We start from the raw sequence: 17,689 nt of genomic DNA, 5'->3' as shown, positions 1-17,689 counted from the left end.
CGATCACGGGCGCGGTGGTAGCCGACCCGACATCAGAAGGTCCGAGAGGGTGTCGCGCAGGGCACCGGTCGTCCTGACGATGTCCTCATGGGCCCGGATCTTCTCGTCGACCGAGGCCAGGGCGGCACCGATGTCCCGCTGCTGTTCCACCGGAGGGAGCAGGACCGGCAGGTCCAACAGAGTGCGTACGGTGATCGACCTCATGCCGGTGGTTCCCACGGCCCGGCTTTCCAGCCATTCGCCTGTCGCCCGACGGGCCACATATGCGACGAGGTACAGCGTCTGCTCCGGATCGTGCGGTCGCACCCGCAACAGGTGACTGTTGTAGAGCCACTCCTGCTCGTCCGCGGTGACAAGTGCCACCCGGCCGACCGTCCCGGTGCGGCTCACCAGCATGTCGCCGGCGACAAGCCGGTGTCGTGAGAGGTCACGCGCTCGTTCAGGAGGCACGCGCGGCATCCCCGGCTCCGGCGAGATCCGCCGGTGCCGGAGGTCGGCCGGACGGACGAGAGGAACACCGTCGGGAACTGCCTGGCTCCGGCGCAGGGCCGGGCCGCCCGCCTGGATGTCGCAGAGGTCGCCGAGGGGGACTGTCCGCCATCCCTCCGGGATGCCTTGGCCACGGTCCGCGTTCACGATCCGTACCTCCTCAGCAGTTCGTCGACCGCGGCGTCCGCGGCGCGGGCCCGACTGTGCGCCTCCGCCAACCGCTCGCTCAGCACGTTCAGTTCTCGCGGGTCCGCGGCCCCCACGTCCGTCGGTACGTCGTTCGACAGGTAGACGGAAGGGCTGAGCGTGTGGTCCCGCGCCCTGATCTCGGTGACGGGCACAGCCCTGCTCACTCCCGCGGTGCCGGGGTAGGGACGCCCGGCCGCCCTGGCAGCCTGCCAGGACTCGTACTCCCGGAAAATGCTCTGTGTCTCCTCCGGGGCAAGCGCTCTCTGCGTCCGGGAGACCATGGAACCGAACCGCCTCGCATCGACGAAAAGGACTTCGCCGTCGCTCCCGTCACCGCTTGGCTCCGGGGACCGCAACAGCCAGATCGTGACCGAGATGCTGGTCGTGGTGAACAACTGGGAGGGCAGGGCGATCAGGGCCTCCACCACGCCGTCTTCCACCATGGCGGACCGGATCCGGCGTTCGGAGGGGTTCGAGGAGAAAGCCGCGATGTCGGGCATCAGCACGGCCGCGCGCCCACCCGGAGCGAGCGAGGCCACGATGTACTGAAGCCAGTCGAAGTTGGCGTTGTGCCGGGGCGGCTTGCCGTAGCGCCAGTGCGCGGGGTCGACGGGGTACTCCGGAAGCCTGGAGTTGAACGGTGGGTTCGTGACGACACGGTCGAACACACGGCGCCCGGGGCCGGGCCCGGCGGAGGGGGCGGTGTACCCGGGCCGCAACTCGGCGTCGGGCAGGCCGTGCAGCGCAAGGTTCATACCGGCCAGGGCAAGTGGGTGCTCCCCGACGCCCGCCCCGCTGGCCTCGGGTGGACGCCCCCCCTCCCGCGCATCCGCCATACCGTCGAGTGCGGCGGCCAGCAGCTCACCGGCGCGTACGAAGGGATCGTGGATGCTCCGCACGCCTTGAGCGTCGCCGGCCACGAACTTCGACACGAGGTCGGCCGCGGCACGCGGAGTGAAGAAGTCACCGGCAGTCCTGCCCGCGAGTTCGCTGTACCGGGCCAGGAGCCATTCGAAGGCCTGCGCGTACTCCGCCCACTCCGTCGGCTCCGTACCGTCGAGCAGCCGCACGGTGTCGGCCACCCGAAAGTCGCCGAGCCTCTTGGCAAGGCCTAGGAGCAGTTGCCCATGGCCGGGTCCGAGGCCCTCTTCGACGGCCTGTGCGAGGAAGCGGACGAGCAGCTCACCCGAGTGCGGGAACTGATCCTTGTCCGCTTCAGCCGATACTTTCTCCCATTCGTCGGGCAGACAGCCCCGCACGTAGACAAGGGCGAGCAGCACGGTGAGGTAGTCCGCGACGGAGAGCTCTCCGCGGAAGCGTTCCGCCTCCGGGCCGCTCAGGCGCTGCACGGCCTGGAGCAGCGCGCCTGCCCGCGCCCGTCCCAGGCCGGCGCGGAAGCGGTCCCCGTACGTCGTCCCGGCCGGCTCCTCGGGCCGCCGGGCGTTCGCCGGAACCGTGCGTTGCTCCAGCCACGCCAGGATCTCGGCGGCTCGGAAGACCTCGATCTCACCCGATCCGTCGGCCCGGTCCACGACGGCCGGACCAGGAAAGTCCTGATGCCTGCGCTCCCAGTTCGTCACGGCGGGTCGCTGCACGAGCGCCAGCCGCGCGATGTCGGAGCGTGAGACGAGTACGTCGTCGATGTCACTCACAGTGCCTGCCCGAAGTGTCAGAAGCGGGGCGGCCGGGAACCGCTCAGCACGTCGCCGCGGCTCGCGAGAACCGCCGGGAACCGGTCCATGGCCTGCGCCTCCTTGGCGATCCGCGGGTCGAGGTAGCCCAGCATGCGGTAGATCTTGGCATGGTCCGCCGTGAGGTCCCGATGGTGGATCGGCTCGTGGTGCATGATCCGGTTGCGCAGCAGGACCAGCGACCACAGGCCGTCGTAGAGCGCGTCACGCCGACCGGAGTAGTGCGCGAAGGCCTTGTGCACGGTGGGCACCCAGAACAGGCGGTCGTAACGCGATCCACCGCTCACCAGGGAGGCCCAGAAGCCGAAGGACAGCTCGGCCACGATGTCGTCCGCCGGCGCGGGAGCGAGCCCGCGGCGCTCGCATTTGCTGCGCGCCTTGGCCACGAGTCGCTGTCCGTTGGGACTGAGCGGTGCCACGGTCCACCAGTCGTCTCTGCCGTAGGCGAGGGAGAGCTGGTGGTGCAAAGCGTTGCGCAGGGCGAGCTCCAGACAGTGGAGCGAGCCGTACAACGCGGCGGAAGCCTCGACGTTCCACCAGTAGAGCCGCGCAGCCGTCGCCGCATTGCCGCGCGCTGAGGCCACGTAGCGCGCCAGCCGCAACCGGGAAAACGCGCGCAGCATCCACTCCGGCAGCTGATCAGTCATGGTGATCCCCCCTATGGGCACGGCTTCGCCCGACCCGGTCCAGGTACGGACAGAACCCACCGTGTTACGGTGGGAGACGAACGCCCCGGGCCCGCCTCTGCTCAGCACGCCACCCGGGGCACGGCTTTCCAGCCCCCGGACGCACTCCTAGTGCGTCCGGGGGTTCTGCGTTTTCACACACCGCGCGAGGACCACGCCACTCGGCGCTGCGGTCTCCACCGTAGCCACAAGACCTTCCGACTCGCAAGCGCAGTACACTGCTGCCGGAATCTGTTAACCCCTTCCAACTGTTTCAGGGGGAACGCGCGCAGCGGCCCCGACCGTGCCGGTCGGGGCCGCTGAGGAGCCTGAGGCGCCCGGGCCTACTTGAAGAAGGCGATGCCGTCGTCCGGCATGTCATCGGGCAGGGCCTTGGCCCAGCGCTCGACCTCCTCCGGGGTGACGACCTTCTTCAGGTGGGCGGACATGTAGGGGCGCAGCTCGACGTCGGGGGTCTGCTTCTCGCCGACCCACATCAGGTCGCTCTTGACGTAGCCGTACAGCCGCTTGCCGCCGGTGTAGGGCTGCGAGGCGGCCGTGCGGGCCACCGCGTCCGTCACGAGGTCGATCTGCGGCTTCTTGTCGGCCAGCTCGCCGTACCAGATCTCGATGACGCCGTCGTCGCGGGTCATCGTCACCTCGACCTTGCGGCCGGCGTCGATCCGCCAGTAGCCGTGCTCGGACTCCAGTGGACGGACCTTGTTGCCGTCCTTGTCCAGCACCCAGCTGTGCGACTGGTACTCCAGGAAGTCCCGGCCGTCGTGGGTGAAGGTGACCTCCTGCCCGAAGTTGCACTTCTCGGAACCGGGGAAGTCGTGCACGCCCGCGCCCGCCCAGTTGCCGAGCAGGAAGGCGAGCGGGACGAGGTCCTTGTGGAGGTCGGACGGGATCTCGATCATGGGAACTTCCTAGACGTGGGTCAGCGCTGGCCCTGGTACAGCTTCTTCACGGTCAGTCCGGCGAAGGCGAGGACGCCGACGGCGACCAGGACCAACAGGATTTCGAAGAAGATCTCCACGGGGTGCTCCTTGAGCGGGGGTGCGAACGGTTGCACAGGGCCGAGCCCAGCTTACGCGGGCCGTTTCGGCACTACGATTCCGGCTATGGCGAAGAAGCTGGTGATCAAGGTGACGGCGGGGGCCGACGCCCCCGAGCGGTGCTCCCAGGCGTTCACGGTGGCGGCGGTGGCCGTCGCCAGCGGCGTCGACGTCTCCCTGTGGCTGACCGGCGAGTCCGCCTGGTTCGCCCTGCCCGGCCGGGCCGCCGAGTTCGAGCTGCCGCACGCGGCTCCCCTGCCCGACCTGCTGGACTCCCTCCTCGCGGGCGGCCGCGTCACCCTGTGCACGCAGTGCGCGGCCCGCCGCGACATCACGGAGCAGGACGTCATCAAGGGTGTCCGCATCGCGGGCGCGCAGGTGTTCGTCCAGGAGGCCACGGCGGACGGGACGCAGGCGCTCGTCTACTGAGGCTCCGTGGCGTCCGTGTACAGGCAGAACGGATGCCCGGCGGGGTCAAGCAGCACCCGCACGTCGTCCTGCGGCTGGAACCCGGCGAGCCGGGCCCCCGCGGCGACGGCCCGCTCGGTCTCCCGCTCCAGGTCGTCCCCCCGACCGGTTCAGGGCCGGCGCTTCTTGCCGTCCAGCTCGTCCCACCACTCGTCGGACTGGGGATCCCCGGAGGGGTCGTCCCACCACCGGTCCTCGGGACCGCGCCGGTTCGCGACCATGGCCGCCACGGGCGGGATGACCATGGCGACCACACACATCCCGACGGCGACGGGAACGGACCACAGCCGCACGACACCCCAGGCCAGCACGAAGAGGCCGATACAGAGGCCCATCATCGCGAAGTACGTGTGACGCCGCCGTGCGTACATACGTCCAGCGTAGGTCCGGGCAGGCCGAAGGGCCGCACCCCAGGCGTCCAACCCGAGGAGTGCGGCCCTTCGAAATCCGGTCGCCGTCAGACGGCGATCGCGACCTCCGCCAGGCCGCCCTGCTGGGCGACGACCGTGCGGTCGGCGGTGGCGCCGGGCACGAGGGCACGGACGGTCCAGGTGCCCTCGGCCGCGTAGAAGCGGAACTGTCCGGTCGCCGAGGTCGGCACCTCGGCCGTGAACTCGCCGGTCGAGTCCAGCAGACGGACGTAACCCACCACGGGCTCGCCGTCCTTGGTCACCTGACCCTGGATGGTGGTCTCACCGGGCTTGATCGTCGAGGCGTCGGGGCCGCCGGCCTTCGCACCGCACATGTCGTACTCCTGAAGTCTGGAAAGGTCGGTGGGGGTTGGTTACTTGTTGGCGCCGAGCTCGATCGGCACGCCCACGAGGGAGCCGTACTCGGTCCAGGAGCCGTCGTAGTTCTTGACGTTCTCCACACCGAGGAGCTCGTGCAGCACGAACCAGGTCAGCGCGGAGCGCTCACCGATGCGGCAGTAGGCGATGGTGTCCTTGGCCAGGTCGACGCTCTCCTCGGCGTAGAGCTCCTTGAGCTCCTCGTCCGACTTGAAGGTGCCGTCGTCGTTGGCGTTCTTGGACCACGGGATGTTGCGGGCGCTCGGCACGTGGCCGGGGCGCTGGGACTGCTCCTGCGGCAGGTGGGCCGGGGCGAGCAGCTTGCCGGAGAACTCGTCGGGCGAGCGCACGTCGACGAGGTTCTGCGAGCCGATCGCGGCCACGACGTCGTCGCGGAAGGCGCGGATGGACGTGTCCTGGGCCTTGGCCTTGTAGTCCGTCTTCGGACGCTCCGGCACCTCGTCGCCGGCGACCAGCTCGCGGGCGTCGAGCTCCCACTTCTTGCGGCCGCCGTCGAGCAGCTTGACGCTGTCGTGGCCGTACAGCTTGAAGTACCAGTACGCGTACGAGGCGAACCAGTTGTTGTTGCCGCCGTAGAGGACCACGGTGTGGTCGTTGCCGATGCCCTTGTCGGACAGGAGCTTCTCGAAGCCCTCCTGGTCGACGAAGTCACGGCGGACCGGGTCCTGCAGGTCCTGCGTCCAGTCGATCCGGATCGCGTTGCGGATGTGGTTCTTCTCGTAGGCGGACGTGTCCTCGTCCACCTCGACGATGGCGATGGTCGGGTCGTCCAGGTGCTCCTGGAGCCAGTCGGCGTCAACCAGGACGTCGTTGCGGCTCATGCTTCTTCTCCTCCGGGGCAGTTACGGCGGGGCGTGCGAGGTCTGCAGGGCGCGCCCTTGAGGCAGGGCGGCGCACGGGTGCCCGTGATGCGGGGCTGCGGGGATGCGCGCGTCGGCGCGACTGCCGGCGCGATCGCTCAGAAGGTGCGACAGAGCATGGCGGCGACGCGGCACAGGTCTACTGCCCGCCGCTTCGTGAGGTCCGCCTGTCGCTTCATACCGTCGATCGTAGGGACGGTCGGGCGGGCATGTCACCGGTGTGTCGCATACTGAGACGGGATGATCCGCGATGTGGGACCCGAGGGCTCTGCGAGGCCCGAGGGAGCGTGCCGTGACCCGACGGGTCCGCCGTCACGGCTGAGCTGCGGACGCCGCCGTCTCGCCCACCGGACACCCCTGGTCCGGCGCGCCTCGCACCCTGCCTACCCGGCCAGCCGGACGCCGGAACCCTTCACCGTGATCTCGACGCCGTCCGGGGCTGCCTGGACGGTGTCCACCTTGATGCCGCCGGGCAGGCCGTCGATCTTCTGCTGGAAGTCGGTGATCGCTCGGACGCGGTTCTCGGCGATGTCGACGCCGCCGAACTTGGGCAGGCCGTCGGCGTGCACGCGGACCGTGCCGTTGTCCACCTTCACCGAGCTGAGCACGGAGACCGGCTCCGGGAGCTTGGTGCCCAGCACCGTGGCCTCGACGGTGACCTTGATCTTGCCGTTGCCGCCGTCGGAGAGGCCGACGACGTTGGCGGTGACGCCCGGGGCGACCTGCGTGGGCTCGGACTTCGCCGTCTTCAGCAGTTCGTCGTAGGCGATGGTCGCGGTGCCGGTCGCGCTGGTGGCGGTGGCGGAACTGTAGTCGCCGGAGAACTCGACGCCCTTCATGTCGGCCTGCAGGTCGTCGATGCGGATCTTCCGGCCGCCGTCGCCCGCGGCGGCCTCGTAGTCCTTGATGCCGACCTCGATGTCGTCCAGGGAGCCGCCGACGACCTGGGTGAGGAACGGGAAGCCCTTGATCGACACGTCGGGCGTCGCCGACAGGTTCTCCGTGGACTTCAGCCGATCGGCGGCCTCGCCCTCGGCGAAGTTGACCGCGACGCGGTCGGCGATCACGAAGAGGCCTCCCAGGATCACGACGAAGATCAGCAGTATTCGCAGTGCGCGCATGCGTTGAATCCCCCACCGGTCCGGTGTTTCGACGACCCGGTGGCCGTCCCTGGCGTGAGAGTAACGCCGAGCGGAAGGGGGATCGGCGAATTGTTGATCATCTGTGACAGACCGGAAGCCCGGCATCCGGGCCTCCGCGCTACGCCAGAGCCCGGCCCAGGACGTACACCGCCGGGGCCGCCGCGGCCAGGGGCAGGGCCACGCCCGCCGTGAAGTGGACGAACCGGGACGGGTAGTCGTAGCTCGCGACCCGGTGGCCGATCAGCGCGCAGGCGGAGGCTCCCGCACCGAGGAGGGCCCCCGAGGTGCCGAGGCCCGTGACCTGCCCGACCACGATGCCCGCGCCCGCGGCGGCGAGGAGGGACACCACCACCGAGGCCGGGGTCGGCAGGGGCAGCGCGCGGGCCGGGACCGCGACCGCCACGGCCACCGCGCCCACCGTCACCGCGTCGGCCGCGGCCGCGAGGTACCCGCCGGCCACGATCGCCAGCGCGGAGGCCGCGACCGTCGCCATCAGGCCGTACATCCGCTCGTCCGGGTCGGCGTGCGACCGCAGTTGCAGGACCAGCGCGAGCAGCACCCACACCCCGATCGTGCCGAGGATCGCCGACGGCGAGCGGTCCGAGACCAGCAGCGCGGCGTCGGCGGCCAGCGCGCCCGCGAAGCCCAGGGCGATGCCCTGCCGGGCGGGCCACATCCCGTTCAGCCGGAACCAGCCCGCCGCCGTCACCGCCTGCAGGACGACCAGCGGCACGAGCAGCGCGTACGTCCCGACCGCCGCGGCACCGGCCAGCAGCAGTCCGAGCAGCGCCGTCAGCGCGGCCGGCTGCATCCCGGGCTCGATGATCGGGGAGCGTCCCTCCGCCCGGGCCCGCTGGGCGTCCGTGAGGCGCGCGTTCCCGCCGACGGTGGCGGGGCCGTAGCCGGGGGCGGAGGGGTCTGCGGCCTCCCCCGCGGACGGGGCGGCGGGTCCCTGCGGCGTGCGGGGGCTCCGGGCCGGCCCGGGCGACTGGGGTGTCAGGATCGCCGTCTCCGGATCCGCCGCCTGCGGGGACACCGGCTGGTGGTTCTGCGTCTCCCAGGTCTGCCCCTGCCACTGCTGCGTGTACTGCTGGGCGGCGTGCGGGTCCTCATGCCCCTGGTGCCCCTGGTGCCCCTGGTAGCCCTGCCCGGGCCACACCTGCGACCGCTGCCCGTAGGGGTCGTAGCCGTCGTACGGCTGGTGGGGCTGATGGGGCTGGTGGTTCGGCTGGTCGGTCATCGTCATCCTCCTGCGAACGGCGGGAGCACCTCGACCGTGCCGCCGTCGGCCAGCCGTACCGTCTCATGTCCGCGGGTGCCCACGGGGTCGCCGTCGACGAGGAACGAGCACCGGCGCAGGACGCGCTCGAGTTCACCGGGGTGCCGCTCGCGCACCCCGTCGAGCGCCTCGGCGAGCGTGACCGCCTCGTACGGCTCCTCGGCCACACCGGCCGCGGCCTTGGCGGCGGCCCAGTAGCGCACCGTGACCTTTGGCATCTGCTTCCTCAATGAATTCGACGGTGAACCCCGTCAGGCTAGCCCGCCCGGGCGAGGCCCCATTCCCCGATGCGGGCCAGCAGCTCGTCGCCCACCGCGTGCTCGGCATGCCCCATACCGGCCTCCAGCCACAGTTCGCCCTGGTCACCGGCGGCCGCGGCCAGCATGCGCGGATGGTCGACGGGAAAGTAGCCGTCGGCGTCGCCGTGCACGATCAGCAACGGGGTCGGCGCGATCCTCGGCACCGCCTCCACCGGGGAGAGGGGCACCGGGTTCCAGTCCCGGTGGTGGATCCGGGTACGGAACCCGTACCGGCCCAGCACCCGCCCCTCGGGCCGGGTCACCAGCCAGTGCAGCCGCCGCATGGGCGCGGTGCCCCGGTAGTACCAGCGGGCCGGTGAGCTGACCGACACCACCGCGTCGGTCCGCCCCGGGTGCAGCGCCGCGTGCCGCAGCACCACCGAGCCGCCCATGGAGAAGCCCACGGTCACCACCCGCGCGTGCCCGCGACCGCGCGCCCAGGCCACCGCCGCCGCCAGGTCGAGCACCTCCCGGTCGCCGACCGTGGAGTGCCCGCCGGACATCCCGTGCCCGCGGAACGAGAAGGTGACCACGCCCCCGTACCGGGCGAACGCCTCCGCGATCCGACGCACGTGCGGGCGGTCCACCGCGCCGGTGAACCCGTGGGCGACGACGAACACCGGACGATCGGAAGGCGTCCGGGAGGTGTCGTGCACCGCCGCTCCCGGCTCGTACACGGCGTCGATCGCCACACCGTCGGACGTCCGCAGAAACACCCGCGACGACATCCGCACAGGCTTTCCCCCGTTCGTCTCGGCATGCGGACGAACGGTGGAACGCGCCACATGACCTGCCGGACCGGACCTCATGTGGGCTATTCTGCTGGGCAGAGGACTCGGGCAACGTAGCCCCCGGGTCCTTTTGTGCTTTCGGAAGCGTTGTATACGACGCGGGAAACCGCAGGTGTACGGGGCCTTCGGGATCGCAGAGCGGTGCTGTGCCAACAAACGTCCTCGCAGGGACCGAGGAGGAACCAGACGTATGAGTTCTCTGCTGCTCCTGACCAATGCCCTCCAGCCGTCGACGGAGGTGCTCCCCGCCCTCGGCCTGCTCCTGCACAACGTGCGTGTGGCCCCCGCGGAGGGACCCGCCCTCGTCGACACCCCCGGCGCCGACGTCATCCTCGTCGACGGCCGGCGTGATCTGCCCCAGGTCCGCAGCCTCTGTCAGCTGCTGCGCTCCACCGGACCGGGCTGCCCGCTCGTCCTGGTCGTCACCGAGGGCGGCCTCGCCGCCGTCACCGCCGACTGGGGCATCGACGACGTCCTGCTCGACACCGCCGGCCCGGCGGAGGTCGAGGCCCGGCTGCGGCTGGCCATGGGACGGCAGCAGATCGTCAGCGACGACTCCCCCATGGAGATCCGCAACGGCGACCTCTCCGTCGACGAGGCGACGTACTCGGCCAAGCTCAAGGGCCGCGTCCTCGACCTCACCTTCAAGGAGTTCGAGCTCCTGAAGTACCTGGCGCAGCACCCCGGCCGGGTCTTCACCCGCGCCCAGCTGCTCCAGGAGGTCTGGGGCTACGACTACTTCGGCGGTACGCGCACGGTCGACGTGCACGTACGGCGGCTGCGCGCCAAGCTCGGCCCGGAGCACGAGTCGCTGATCGGCACCGTCCGGAACGTCGGTTATCGATTCGTTACGCCGGAGAAGCCGGAGAAGATGGAGCGCGCCGCCGAGGAGGCGAAGGCCAAGGTGGCCAGGTCAAAGCAGGACACCGCGGACAAGTCGGCAGCCCCTCAGGCCGCCGACGCCCGCGCCGAGGCGTAAAGAGGCGTAATGCGGCGCCGACCTGGGCATCGCTCCCCGCACAGGGCGCCCCGGACACCGGTCGGGATATCGTACGGAACCTCCTTTACGCCCTGCCCGGAGCCGGTATATCCGCGTAGACTCCGCGCGTGGCCAAGGTGACTCGGGATGATGTGGCGCGGCTGGCAGGGACTTCCACTGCCGTGGTCAGCTATGTCATCAACAACGGACCCCGGCCGGTCGCCCCGGCCACGCGCGAGCGTGTCCTCGCCGCCATCAAGGAACTGGGGTACCGGCCCGACCGGGTCGCCCAGGCGATGGCCTCCCGGCGCACGGACCTCATAGGCCTGATCATCCCGGACGCCCGCCAGCCCTTCTTCGGGGAGATGGCGCACGCGGTCGAGCAGGCCGCCTCCGAGCGCGGAAAGATGGTCCTCGTCGGCAACACGGACTACGTGGCCGAGCGCGAGGTCCACTACCTGCGCGCCTTCCTCGGGATGCGGGTCTCCGGCCTGATCCTCGTCAGCCACGCGCTCAACGACCTGGCCGCCGCCGAGATCGAGGCCTGGGACGCCCGCGTCGTGCTGCTGCACGAGCGCCCCGAGGCCATCGACGACGTCGCCGTCACCACGGACGACCTGGGCGGCGCCGAACTCGCCGTCCGCCACCTGCTGGAGCACGGCTACGAGTACGTCGCCTGCATGGGCGGCATAGCGGAGACCCCGGCGGTCGGCGACCCGGTCTCCGACCACGTCGAGGGCTGGCGCCGCGCGATGGACGACGCCGGGATCTCCACGGAGGGCCGGCTCTTCGAGGCCCTCTACAACCGCTACGACGCCTACCAGGCCGCCCTGAAGATCCTCTCCGGACCCGAGCGCCCGCCGGCCATCTTCTGCTCCACCGACGACCAGGCGATCGGCCTGCTGCGCGCGGCCCGCGAGCTGCGCATCGACGTCCCCGGCGAGCTGGCGGTGGCGGGCTTCGACGACATCAAGGAGGCGGCCCTCGCGGACCCGCCCCTGACGACGGTCGCCTCCGACCGTCCGGCCATGGCCCGGGCGGCGCTGGACCTCGTCCTCGACGACGGGCTGCGGGTCGCCGGTACCCGGCGGGAGCGGCTGAAGGTGTTCCCCTCGCGCCTGGTCACCCGGCAGTCCTGCGGCTGCCCGTAGGCCCTGACTCCGGTGCCTCCGGGCCGGCGGGCCTCTTTATATCGGGCATACGAGGTTCTGTCGGGCTTCTCAGGGAGCACTCAGGAAGCTCTCATGGTCGGGCGACAAGCTCTGTTCCATGACCGAGAGCTTCCACCGCAGTGGCGAACACCAGAACCCTTACGAGGGTCAGCACCAGGCCCCGGTGAACCCCGAGTGGCCGCCCCCGCCGGCGTACGCCCCGGCACACGCTCCGCATCCGAAGAAGCGCAACCGCGGCCCCCTGGCCCTGATCGCCGCCGTGGCGATCGTCGCGGCGGCGATAGGCGGCGGCACCGCCTACGGCATCCAGGAACTGACCGGCAACGACACCGTCGCCTCCAGCTCCACCAGCACCGAGGTGGTCCCCTCCAGCCAGAGGGGCACGGTCGCCGGGGTCGCGAAGGCGGTCAGCCCGAGCATCGTCGAGATCAGCGCCGACTCCAACGCCGGGTCCTCCACCGGCTCCGGCGTGATCATCACGAGCGGCGGCGAGATCGTCACCAACAACCACGTCGTGGCCGGGGCCTCCCAGATCAAGGCGACGACCAGCGACGGCAAGTCGTACACCGCGAAGGTCGTCGGCACCGACAGCAAGAAGGACCTGGCGCTGATCAAGCTGGAGAACGCCTCCGGCCTGAAGGCGGCCACGCTCGGCGACTCGGCCGGGCTCCAGGTCGGCGACCAGGTCGTGGCGATCGGCTCCCCCGAAGGGCTGTCCGGCACCGTCACCAGCGGCATCGTCTCGGCGCTCGACCGTGACGTCACCGTCCCGACCGAGGAGGGCCAGGACCAGGGCCAGCAGCAGTGGGGACAGGGCCAGGGACAGGGCGACCAGTGGCCGTTCGAGTTCGGCGGACGCCAGTTCAACGGCGACACCGGCAACGACACCACGACGTACAAGGCGCTCCAGACCGACGCGTCCCTCAACCCGGGCAACTCAGGCGGCGCCCTGATCGACATGAACGGCAACATCATCGGGATCAACTCCGCGATGTACTCGCCGGCCGGCCAGGCCTCCTCGTCCTCCGACGCGGGCAGCGTCGGCCTCGGCTTCGCCATCCCGATCAACACCGTCAAGGCCGACCTCGCGAAGCTGCGGGCGGGATCGACCGACTGAGTCCGAGCACCCGGCAGCGAGGAGTACGGCGATGATCCAGCAGGTTGTGCACACGGAACCGGGCGGCGAGGACCCGGCGGCGATCGGGCCGGCCCTGGCGGTGGCGTACGCCCTGCACGCGCCGACGGGCCGGGCGGCGGAGGTGGCGGCGCCCACGACGCCGCGCCGAACGAGCAGGTCGGTGCGCGCCCGGCGCGGGGCGGCACGGGGCTGACCCGCTTTCCCTGCACCGCCCGCCACCGCGCGTCGGCGTGCGACGCTGAGAGCGTCAGAGCAGCAGCGCCCCCGTCCCCCTTCACCCCCGAGGACCCCCGAGCCATGAGCCCCGCAGACGGCGACCGTGACCCGCAGCGCATCCTGATCGTCGACGACGAGCCGGCCGTACGCGAAGCACTCCAGCGCAGCCTCGCGTTCGAGGGATACGGGACCGAGGTCGCCGTCGACGGCGCGGACGCCCTGGACAAGGCGGCGGCCTACCGGCCCGACCTGCTGGTCCTCGACATCCAGATGCCGCGCATGGACGGCCTGACCGCGGCACGCCGTATCCGCGCCACCGGCGACACCACGCCGATCCTGATGCTCACGGCCCGTGACACCGTCGGCGACCGCGTCACCGGCCTCGACGCGGGCGCCGACGACTACCTGGTCAAGCCCTTCGAGCTGGACGAACTCTTCGCCCGTATCCGCGCCCTCCTGCGCCGCAGCTCCTACGCCGCGGCCGTCGGCGCGGCCGACCCGGCCGACGAGGACGCGCTCACCTTCGCCGACCTGCGCATGGACCTGTCCACGCGCGAGGTCACCCGGAGCGGGCGCCAAGTGGAGCTGACCCGCACCGAGTTCACGCTCCTGGAGATGTTCATGGCGCACCCGCGCCAGGTCCTCACCCGGGAGCAGATCCTCAAGGCCGTCTGGGGCTTCGACTTCGAGCCGTCGTCGAACTCCCTGGACGTGTACGTGATGTACCTGCGCCGCAAGACCGAGGCGGGCGGTGAGCCGCGCCTCGTGCACACGGTGCGGGGCGTGGGCTACGTACTGCGGCAGGGCGGCGCCGAGTGAGTTCACGCACGGTCGTACGGCGGTTCCGCGCCCTGCCGATCCGCTCCCGGCTGGCGCTGCTGGTGGCGGCGGCGGTGGCGTTCGCGGTGGCGGCGGTGTCGGTGACCTGCTGGTTCATCGTGCAGGGGAAGCTGTACGACGAGATCGACAACGACCTGAAGTCGTCCGTCGCGCCGCTGCGGCCGGGCGAGTTCCAGGCGCTCACCCACGAGTGCCTCCAGAGCCCCTCCGACTCGCTGGGCATGGGGTCGCGGCCCAAGACCTACGGGCAGCTGGTCCGCGTCGACGGCAAGCTGTGTCTCTTCCCGAGCTCCACGACCCAGGTGCGCGTCACCGGCGACGACAAGGCCGTGGCCAAGAACCCCGACCCGAACCAGGGCCGCATCCGTGACGGCACGGACGAACACGGCAACAAGCTGCGCGTCCTGACGACTGCGGTCGTCGTCAAGGACGAGGACCTGGGCACGGGCGTCGCCACCGACTACTCCCTCGTCATCGCGCTGCCGCTCAAGGGCACCCAGTCCACGCTCAACGAGCTGGCCCTGATCCTCCTCCTGGTCTCCGGCGTCGGAGTCCTCGGTGCCGGAGCCGCCGGTCTGGCCGTCGCCCGGGCCGGTCTGCGTCCGGTCGACAAGCTGACCGAGGCCGTCGAGCACGTGGCCCGCACGGAGGACCTGAACATCCGCATCCCTGTGGAGGACGACAGCGAGGACGAGATCGCCCGCCTGTCCCGGTCCTTCAACTCGATGACGTCGGCACTGGCCAGCTCCCAGGAACTGCAACAGCAGCTGATCGCCGACGCGGGCCACGAACTGCGCACCCCCCTCACGTCCCTGCGCACCAACATCGAACTCCTCACCCGCAGCGAGGAGACGGGCCGGCCCATCCCCGAGGCGGACCGCAAGGCCCTGCTCGCGTCGGTGAAGGCGCAGATGACGGAGCTGGCCGCGCTCATCGGCGACCTCCAGGAACTGTCCCGCCCCGACACGGGCCAGCACGGGGGCCGGACCCAGATCGTCGCCTGGCAGGACACGGTCGAGTCGGCACTGCGGCGGGCCCGGCTGCGGGGCCCGGAACTGACGATCACGGCGGACCTCGAGCCCTGGTTCGTCCGCGCGGAACCCTCCGCCCTGGAACGGGCGATGGTCAACATCCTGGACAACGCGGTGAAGTTCAGCCCGGAGGGCGGCACGATCGAGGTACGCCTCACCTCGGGCACCCTCACGGTCCGCGACCACGGCCCGGGCATCCCCGCCGACGAACTCCCCCACGTCTTCGACCGCTTCTGGCGCTCCCCGAGCGCCCGGTCCCTGCCGGGCTCGGGCCTGGGCCTTTCGATCGTGGCGCGCACGGTGCAGCAGTCGGGCGGCGAGGTCTTTCTCACCCCGGCGGAGGGCGGCGGCACGACGGTGACGGTACGACTCCCCGGGGCATCGATGCCGCCCCCGGAGGACCCTCCTGCCCCGGCCTGACGAGAGGGTCGGTGGGTGCCTCGGACGACGTGGCTGATCGCGGAGCCGACGTGGGCGGCGCTATGGGCGGGGCGGTAGTCGCCTGAGCCCAGCCTGCCCGGGCTCAGTGGAAGCCGAGCATGCCCGGCGAGTCGATGTCCACGGTGACCACGCCGGGCGGATACTGCCGTTCGCGGTCCGTGAGCAGGATCGACATCCCGGTGAAATCAGCGCGCGGCAGTGCGCAGTACAGAGCGTGGCAGTCGTCCGGGCCGCCGTAGCCGTCCCGGATCATAACGCCGACCGCGACGGAGGCGGCCGTGTTGAGGCTGTCGACGGCGACCGACGAGAATCCGAGCACCCGCTGTGCGGCTCCCTCGTCCTGCGACTCCGCCTGCATGAGGCACAGCGCCGGGATCCGCAGGAGGTCTCCCGGGGTGCGCGCCATGTTGCCGGCGAGGAGGTTCAGCGTCTTGTGCCCCTGCGCGAGAGCCAGGGTTGCGCCGGTGTCCAGAATGATCACGCGGCGGCACCCCGTGCCGCTCGGGTCTTCTCCGCACGGACCTTCTCTGCGGCGATGCGATAAATGTTGCCGAGGATGTCGGGCGCCTCGTCGAACTCGACATCGCTGATGTCCACGCCGATCTTTTCCCGCACGACGCGGCGGTCCGCAGCGACCCGCTCGGCGACCTGCTCGGCTGTGGGCTGCTCCAAGGCAAGCTGCTCGACGAGCTGGCCAAGGGTCACCCCCCGCTCTTTGGCGACCTGAGCGAGATGATCGCGAGTTTGCCGGGACACCTGAATCGTCGTGTGTTCTGCCATAGCTTCACCATAGCGATACCACGGCCGCAAGGGGGTCTGTCGGCGTCGGTTCCACCGGTCGGAGTACCCGGCCCCCGCGCGTGGCAAGGAACAAACGGCAACCTTTCCGCGCGGTGCGGCGACTGCTCAGCGGTCATTCCCCCACACGGAACGGATCGCCTCATGAGTGAGCCGCTCAGCAAGGCCCGCCGTCACCGCAGAAGCCGCGCCCACCTGGCGGTCGGGATCCCCCTCGCCCTGACCGCCGCCGGCACCTTCGCCCACGGCACCGACCTCGGCGTCCTGGGCTCCACCGCACTGCAGGCCTCCGCCACAACCACCGAGGCCGCGGACACCTCCACCAAGGCCGCCGCCACCACCCTCACCGTCGCCAAGGACGGCAGCGGTCAGTACAGGACCGTGCAGGCCGCCGTGAACGCCGTACCGGCGAACAACCCCGCGCGCGTGGTGATCGCCGTGAAGCCGGGAACATACCGGGAACTGGTGAAGGTGCCGTCCAACAAGCCGCACGTCACCATCCAGGGCACGGGCGGGAGCCGCAAGGACACCACGATCGTCTACAACAACGCGTCGGGAACCCCCAAGCCCGGCGGCGGCACCTACGGCACGGGCGGCAGCGCCACCGTCGCCGTCGAGGCCGACGACTTCCAGGCGCGCAACCTGACCATCTCCAACGACTTCGACGAGAAGGCCAACCAGCACATCAAGGACCAGCAGGCCGTCGCCCTGCGGACCGCCGCCGACAAGGTTTTCCTGGACGGGATCATCGTCAGCGGTGACCAGGACACCCTGCTGCTGGACACCGCGTCGAAGGACCGGCTGGGCCGGGTGTACGTCGGCAACTCCTACGTCATCGGCAACGTCGACTTCATCTTCGGCCGGGCCACGGCCGTCGTCGACAAGTCCGTGATCACGCTGAAGAAGCGCTGGGACGGCAGCTCGGCCGGATACATCGCCGCGCCGAGCACCGCCGCGAACCGCAGGGGCTTCCTGATCGCCGACTCCACGGTGAACGGCGATGTCTCCGCCGGGACCTTCTACCTCGGACGGCCCTGGCACGCCGGCGGGGACGCGTCCCTCGACCCGCAGGCCACGGTCCGCAACACCAGCCTGAGCAACGCGATCAAGTCGACCCCGTGGACCGACATGAGCGGGTTCTCCTGGAAGGACGACCGGTTCGCCGAGTACGGCAACCACGGCGCCGGTGCGGGCCCGGCGAGTACGAACCGGCCGCATCTGACCGCCGCGCAGGCCGCGAACCAGGAGGTCGCGGACTGGCTCGCGGGCTGGACGCCTTCGGCGTCCTGAACGGCTCCCTTCCGGGTCCGGCTGACGAGCGGCGCCGGACCCGG

21 protein-coding genes and 2 pseudogenes are annotated in these 17,689 nt (G+C 70.7%); 8 read left to right on the top strand and 15 right to left on the bottom strand.

From position 1 onward, the window contains the following. Positions 1–3: 3 nt before the first annotated feature. From ACFCXS_RS31405 to ACFCXS_RS31390, 4 genes are all read right to left on the bottom strand, one after another. Positions 4–636 (bottom strand): restriction endonuclease subunit S, encoded by a 633-nt coding sequence (locus ACFCXS_RS31405; RefSeq protein ID WP_376646742.1) that lies wholly within the window; start codon positions 634–636, stop codon positions 4–6. Further along, positions 633–2,330 carry an N-6 DNA methylase gene (locus tag ACFCXS_RS31400; RefSeq protein WP_376646741.1) on the bottom strand — a complete coding sequence of 566 codons (1,698 nt, stop codon included), beginning with the start codon at positions 2,328–2,330 and terminating at the stop codon, positions 633–635. The genes ACFCXS_RS31405 and ACFCXS_RS31400 overlap by 4 nt, the downstream gene beginning before the upstream one ends. Before the next feature lie 17 nt (positions 2,331–2,347). Continuing rightward, a complete protein-coding gene (locus ACFCXS_RS31395; protein ID WP_376646740.1) occupies positions 2,348–3,016 on the bottom strand; it encodes a hypothetical protein in 669 nt (222 codons plus the stop codon). 362 nt (positions 3,017–3,378) lie between these two features. Beyond that, complete coding sequence (locus ACFCXS_RS31390; RefSeq protein ID WP_376646739.1) at positions 3,379–3,954, bottom strand: FABP family protein; 576 nt, start codon at positions 3,952–3,954, stop codon at positions 3,379–3,381. Between the two features lie 204 nt (positions 3,955–4,158). Here ACFCXS_RS31390 and ACFCXS_RS31385 point away from each other — a divergent pair, with 204 nt between their 5' ends. Next, positions 4,159–4,521, top strand: coding sequence for a DsrE family protein (locus tag ACFCXS_RS31385; protein ID WP_376646738.1), 363 nt, complete (start codon positions 4,159–4,161; stop codon positions 4,519–4,521). Here ACFCXS_RS31385 and ACFCXS_RS31380 read toward each other — a convergent pair. The 9 genes and pseudogenes from ACFCXS_RS31380 to ACFCXS_RS31340 all read right to left on the bottom strand — a co-directional run. Beyond that, positions 4,515–4,658: pseudogene (locus ACFCXS_RS31380) on the bottom strand (VOC family protein); the annotation flags it as partial. The gene ACFCXS_RS31385 and the pseudogene ACFCXS_RS31380 sit on opposite strands and share 7 nt — an antisense overlap. Before the next feature lie 12 nt (positions 4,659–4,670). After that, complete coding sequence (locus ACFCXS_RS31375) at positions 4,671–4,931, bottom strand: DUF3099 domain-containing protein (RefSeq protein ID WP_376646737.1); 261 nt, start codon at positions 4,929–4,931, stop codon at positions 4,671–4,673. A gap of 86 nt (positions 4,932–5,017) precedes the next feature. Further along, positions 5,018–5,305: a DUF1416 domain-containing protein gene (locus tag ACFCXS_RS31370; protein WP_003991226.1), complete on the bottom strand. Its 288-nt coding sequence runs from the start codon at positions 5,303–5,305 to the stop codon at positions 5,018–5,020. A 39-nt stretch (positions 5,306–5,344) separates the two neighbouring features. Then, positions 5,345–6,190, bottom strand: a complete 846-nt coding sequence (locus ACFCXS_RS31365) for a sulfurtransferase (RefSeq protein ID WP_351628197.1) — start codon at positions 6,188–6,190, stop codon at positions 5,345–5,347. A gap of 137 nt (positions 6,191–6,327) precedes the next feature. Then, positions 6,328–6,408: a putative leader peptide gene (locus ACFCXS_RS31360; protein WP_350310325.1), complete on the bottom strand. Its 81-nt coding sequence runs from the start codon at positions 6,406–6,408 to the stop codon at positions 6,328–6,330. A 204-nt stretch (positions 6,409–6,612) separates the two neighbouring features. Beyond that, the gene (locus ACFCXS_RS31355; RefSeq protein WP_376646736.1) at positions 6,613–7,350 is read right to left on the bottom strand and encodes a DUF2993 domain-containing protein; all 738 of its coding nucleotides are present in this window, start codon (positions 7,348–7,350) and stop codon (positions 6,613–6,615) included. Between the two features lie 139 nt (positions 7,351–7,489). Continuing rightward, positions 7,490–8,611 (bottom strand): hypothetical protein, encoded by a 1,122-nt coding sequence (locus tag ACFCXS_RS31350; RefSeq protein ID WP_376646735.1) that lies wholly within the window; start codon positions 8,609–8,611, stop codon positions 7,490–7,492. A gap of 2 nt (positions 8,612–8,613) precedes the next feature. After that, complete coding sequence (locus tag ACFCXS_RS31345; protein WP_234845559.1) at positions 8,614–8,868, bottom strand: MoaD/ThiS family protein; 255 nt, start codon at positions 8,866–8,868, stop codon at positions 8,614–8,616. A gap of 38 nt (positions 8,869–8,906) precedes the next feature. Continuing rightward, positions 8,907–9,758 carry an alpha/beta hydrolase gene (locus ACFCXS_RS31340; RefSeq protein WP_376646734.1) on the bottom strand — a complete coding sequence of 284 codons (852 nt, stop codon included), beginning with the start codon at positions 9,756–9,758 and terminating at the stop codon, positions 8,907–8,909. A 172-nt stretch (positions 9,759–9,930) separates the two neighbouring features. On the opposite strand from ACFCXS_RS31340, the gene ACFCXS_RS31335 reads away from it, so the two are divergent. The 6 genes from ACFCXS_RS31335 to ACFCXS_RS31310 all read left to right on the top strand — a co-directional run bounded on the left by ACFCXS_RS31335 (position 9,931) and on the right by ACFCXS_RS31310 (position 15,536). Then, complete coding sequence (locus tag ACFCXS_RS31335; protein ID WP_376646733.1) at positions 9,931–10,719, top strand: response regulator transcription factor; 789 nt, start codon at positions 9,931–9,933, stop codon at positions 10,717–10,719. Positions 10,720–10,847: 128 nt separating this feature from the next. Continuing rightward, complete coding sequence (locus ACFCXS_RS31330; RefSeq protein ID WP_376646732.1) at positions 10,848–11,870, top strand: LacI family DNA-binding transcriptional regulator; 1,023 nt, start codon at positions 10,848–10,850, stop codon at positions 11,868–11,870. 118 nt (positions 11,871–11,988) lie between these two features. Continuing rightward, positions 11,989–13,008: a S1C family serine protease gene (locus ACFCXS_RS31325; protein WP_376646731.1), complete on the top strand. Its 1,020-nt coding sequence runs from the start codon at positions 11,989–11,991 to the stop codon at positions 13,006–13,008. A 31-nt stretch (positions 13,009–13,039) separates the two neighbouring features. Then, positions 13,040–13,222, top strand: coding sequence for a hypothetical protein (locus ACFCXS_RS31320; protein WP_376646730.1), 183 nt, complete (start codon positions 13,040–13,042; stop codon positions 13,220–13,222). 104 nt (positions 13,223–13,326) lie between these two features. Beyond that, positions 13,327–14,064: a response regulator transcription factor gene (locus ACFCXS_RS31315; protein WP_376646729.1), complete on the top strand. Its 738-nt coding sequence runs from the start codon at positions 13,327–13,329 to the stop codon at positions 14,062–14,064. Further along, on the top strand, positions 14,061–15,536 hold the full coding sequence (locus tag ACFCXS_RS31310) for a sensor histidine kinase (RefSeq protein ID WP_376646728.1): 1,476 nt from the start codon (positions 14,061–14,063) through the stop codon (positions 15,534–15,536). The genes ACFCXS_RS31315 and ACFCXS_RS31310 overlap by 4 nt, the downstream gene beginning before the upstream one ends. 103 nt (positions 15,537–15,639) lie before the next feature. Here the strand turns inward: ACFCXS_RS31310 and ACFCXS_RS31305 are convergent, their stop codons facing one another. Beyond that, positions 15,640–16,038 carry a hypothetical protein gene (locus tag ACFCXS_RS31305; protein ID WP_376646727.1) on the bottom strand — a complete coding sequence of 133 codons (399 nt, stop codon included), beginning with the start codon at positions 16,036–16,038 and terminating at the stop codon, positions 15,640–15,642. Beyond that, entirely contained in the window at positions 16,035–16,337 is a 303-nt protein-coding gene (locus ACFCXS_RS31300) for a hypothetical protein (RefSeq protein WP_376646726.1), read from the bottom strand. Before ACFCXS_RS31300 ends, ACFCXS_RS31305 begins: the two co-directional genes overlap by 4 nt. A gap of 333 nt (positions 16,338–16,670) precedes the next feature. On the opposite strand from ACFCXS_RS31300, the pseudogene ACFCXS_RS31295 reads away from it, so the two are divergent. After that, a pseudogene (locus tag ACFCXS_RS31295) lies at positions 16,671–17,645 on the top strand (pectinesterase family protein); the annotation flags it as partial. Positions 17,646–17,689: the final 44 nt, after the last annotated feature.

The organism is Streptomyces sp. NPDC056373, from assembly GCF_042262425.1.
In the GTDB taxonomy this organism is placed as follows: domain Bacteria; phylum Actinomycetota; class Actinomycetes; order Streptomycetales; family Streptomycetaceae; genus Streptomyces.
The sequence above is the reverse complement of the archived record's forward strand: the minus strand, read 5'-3'. Positions and strand labels throughout refer to the sequence as shown.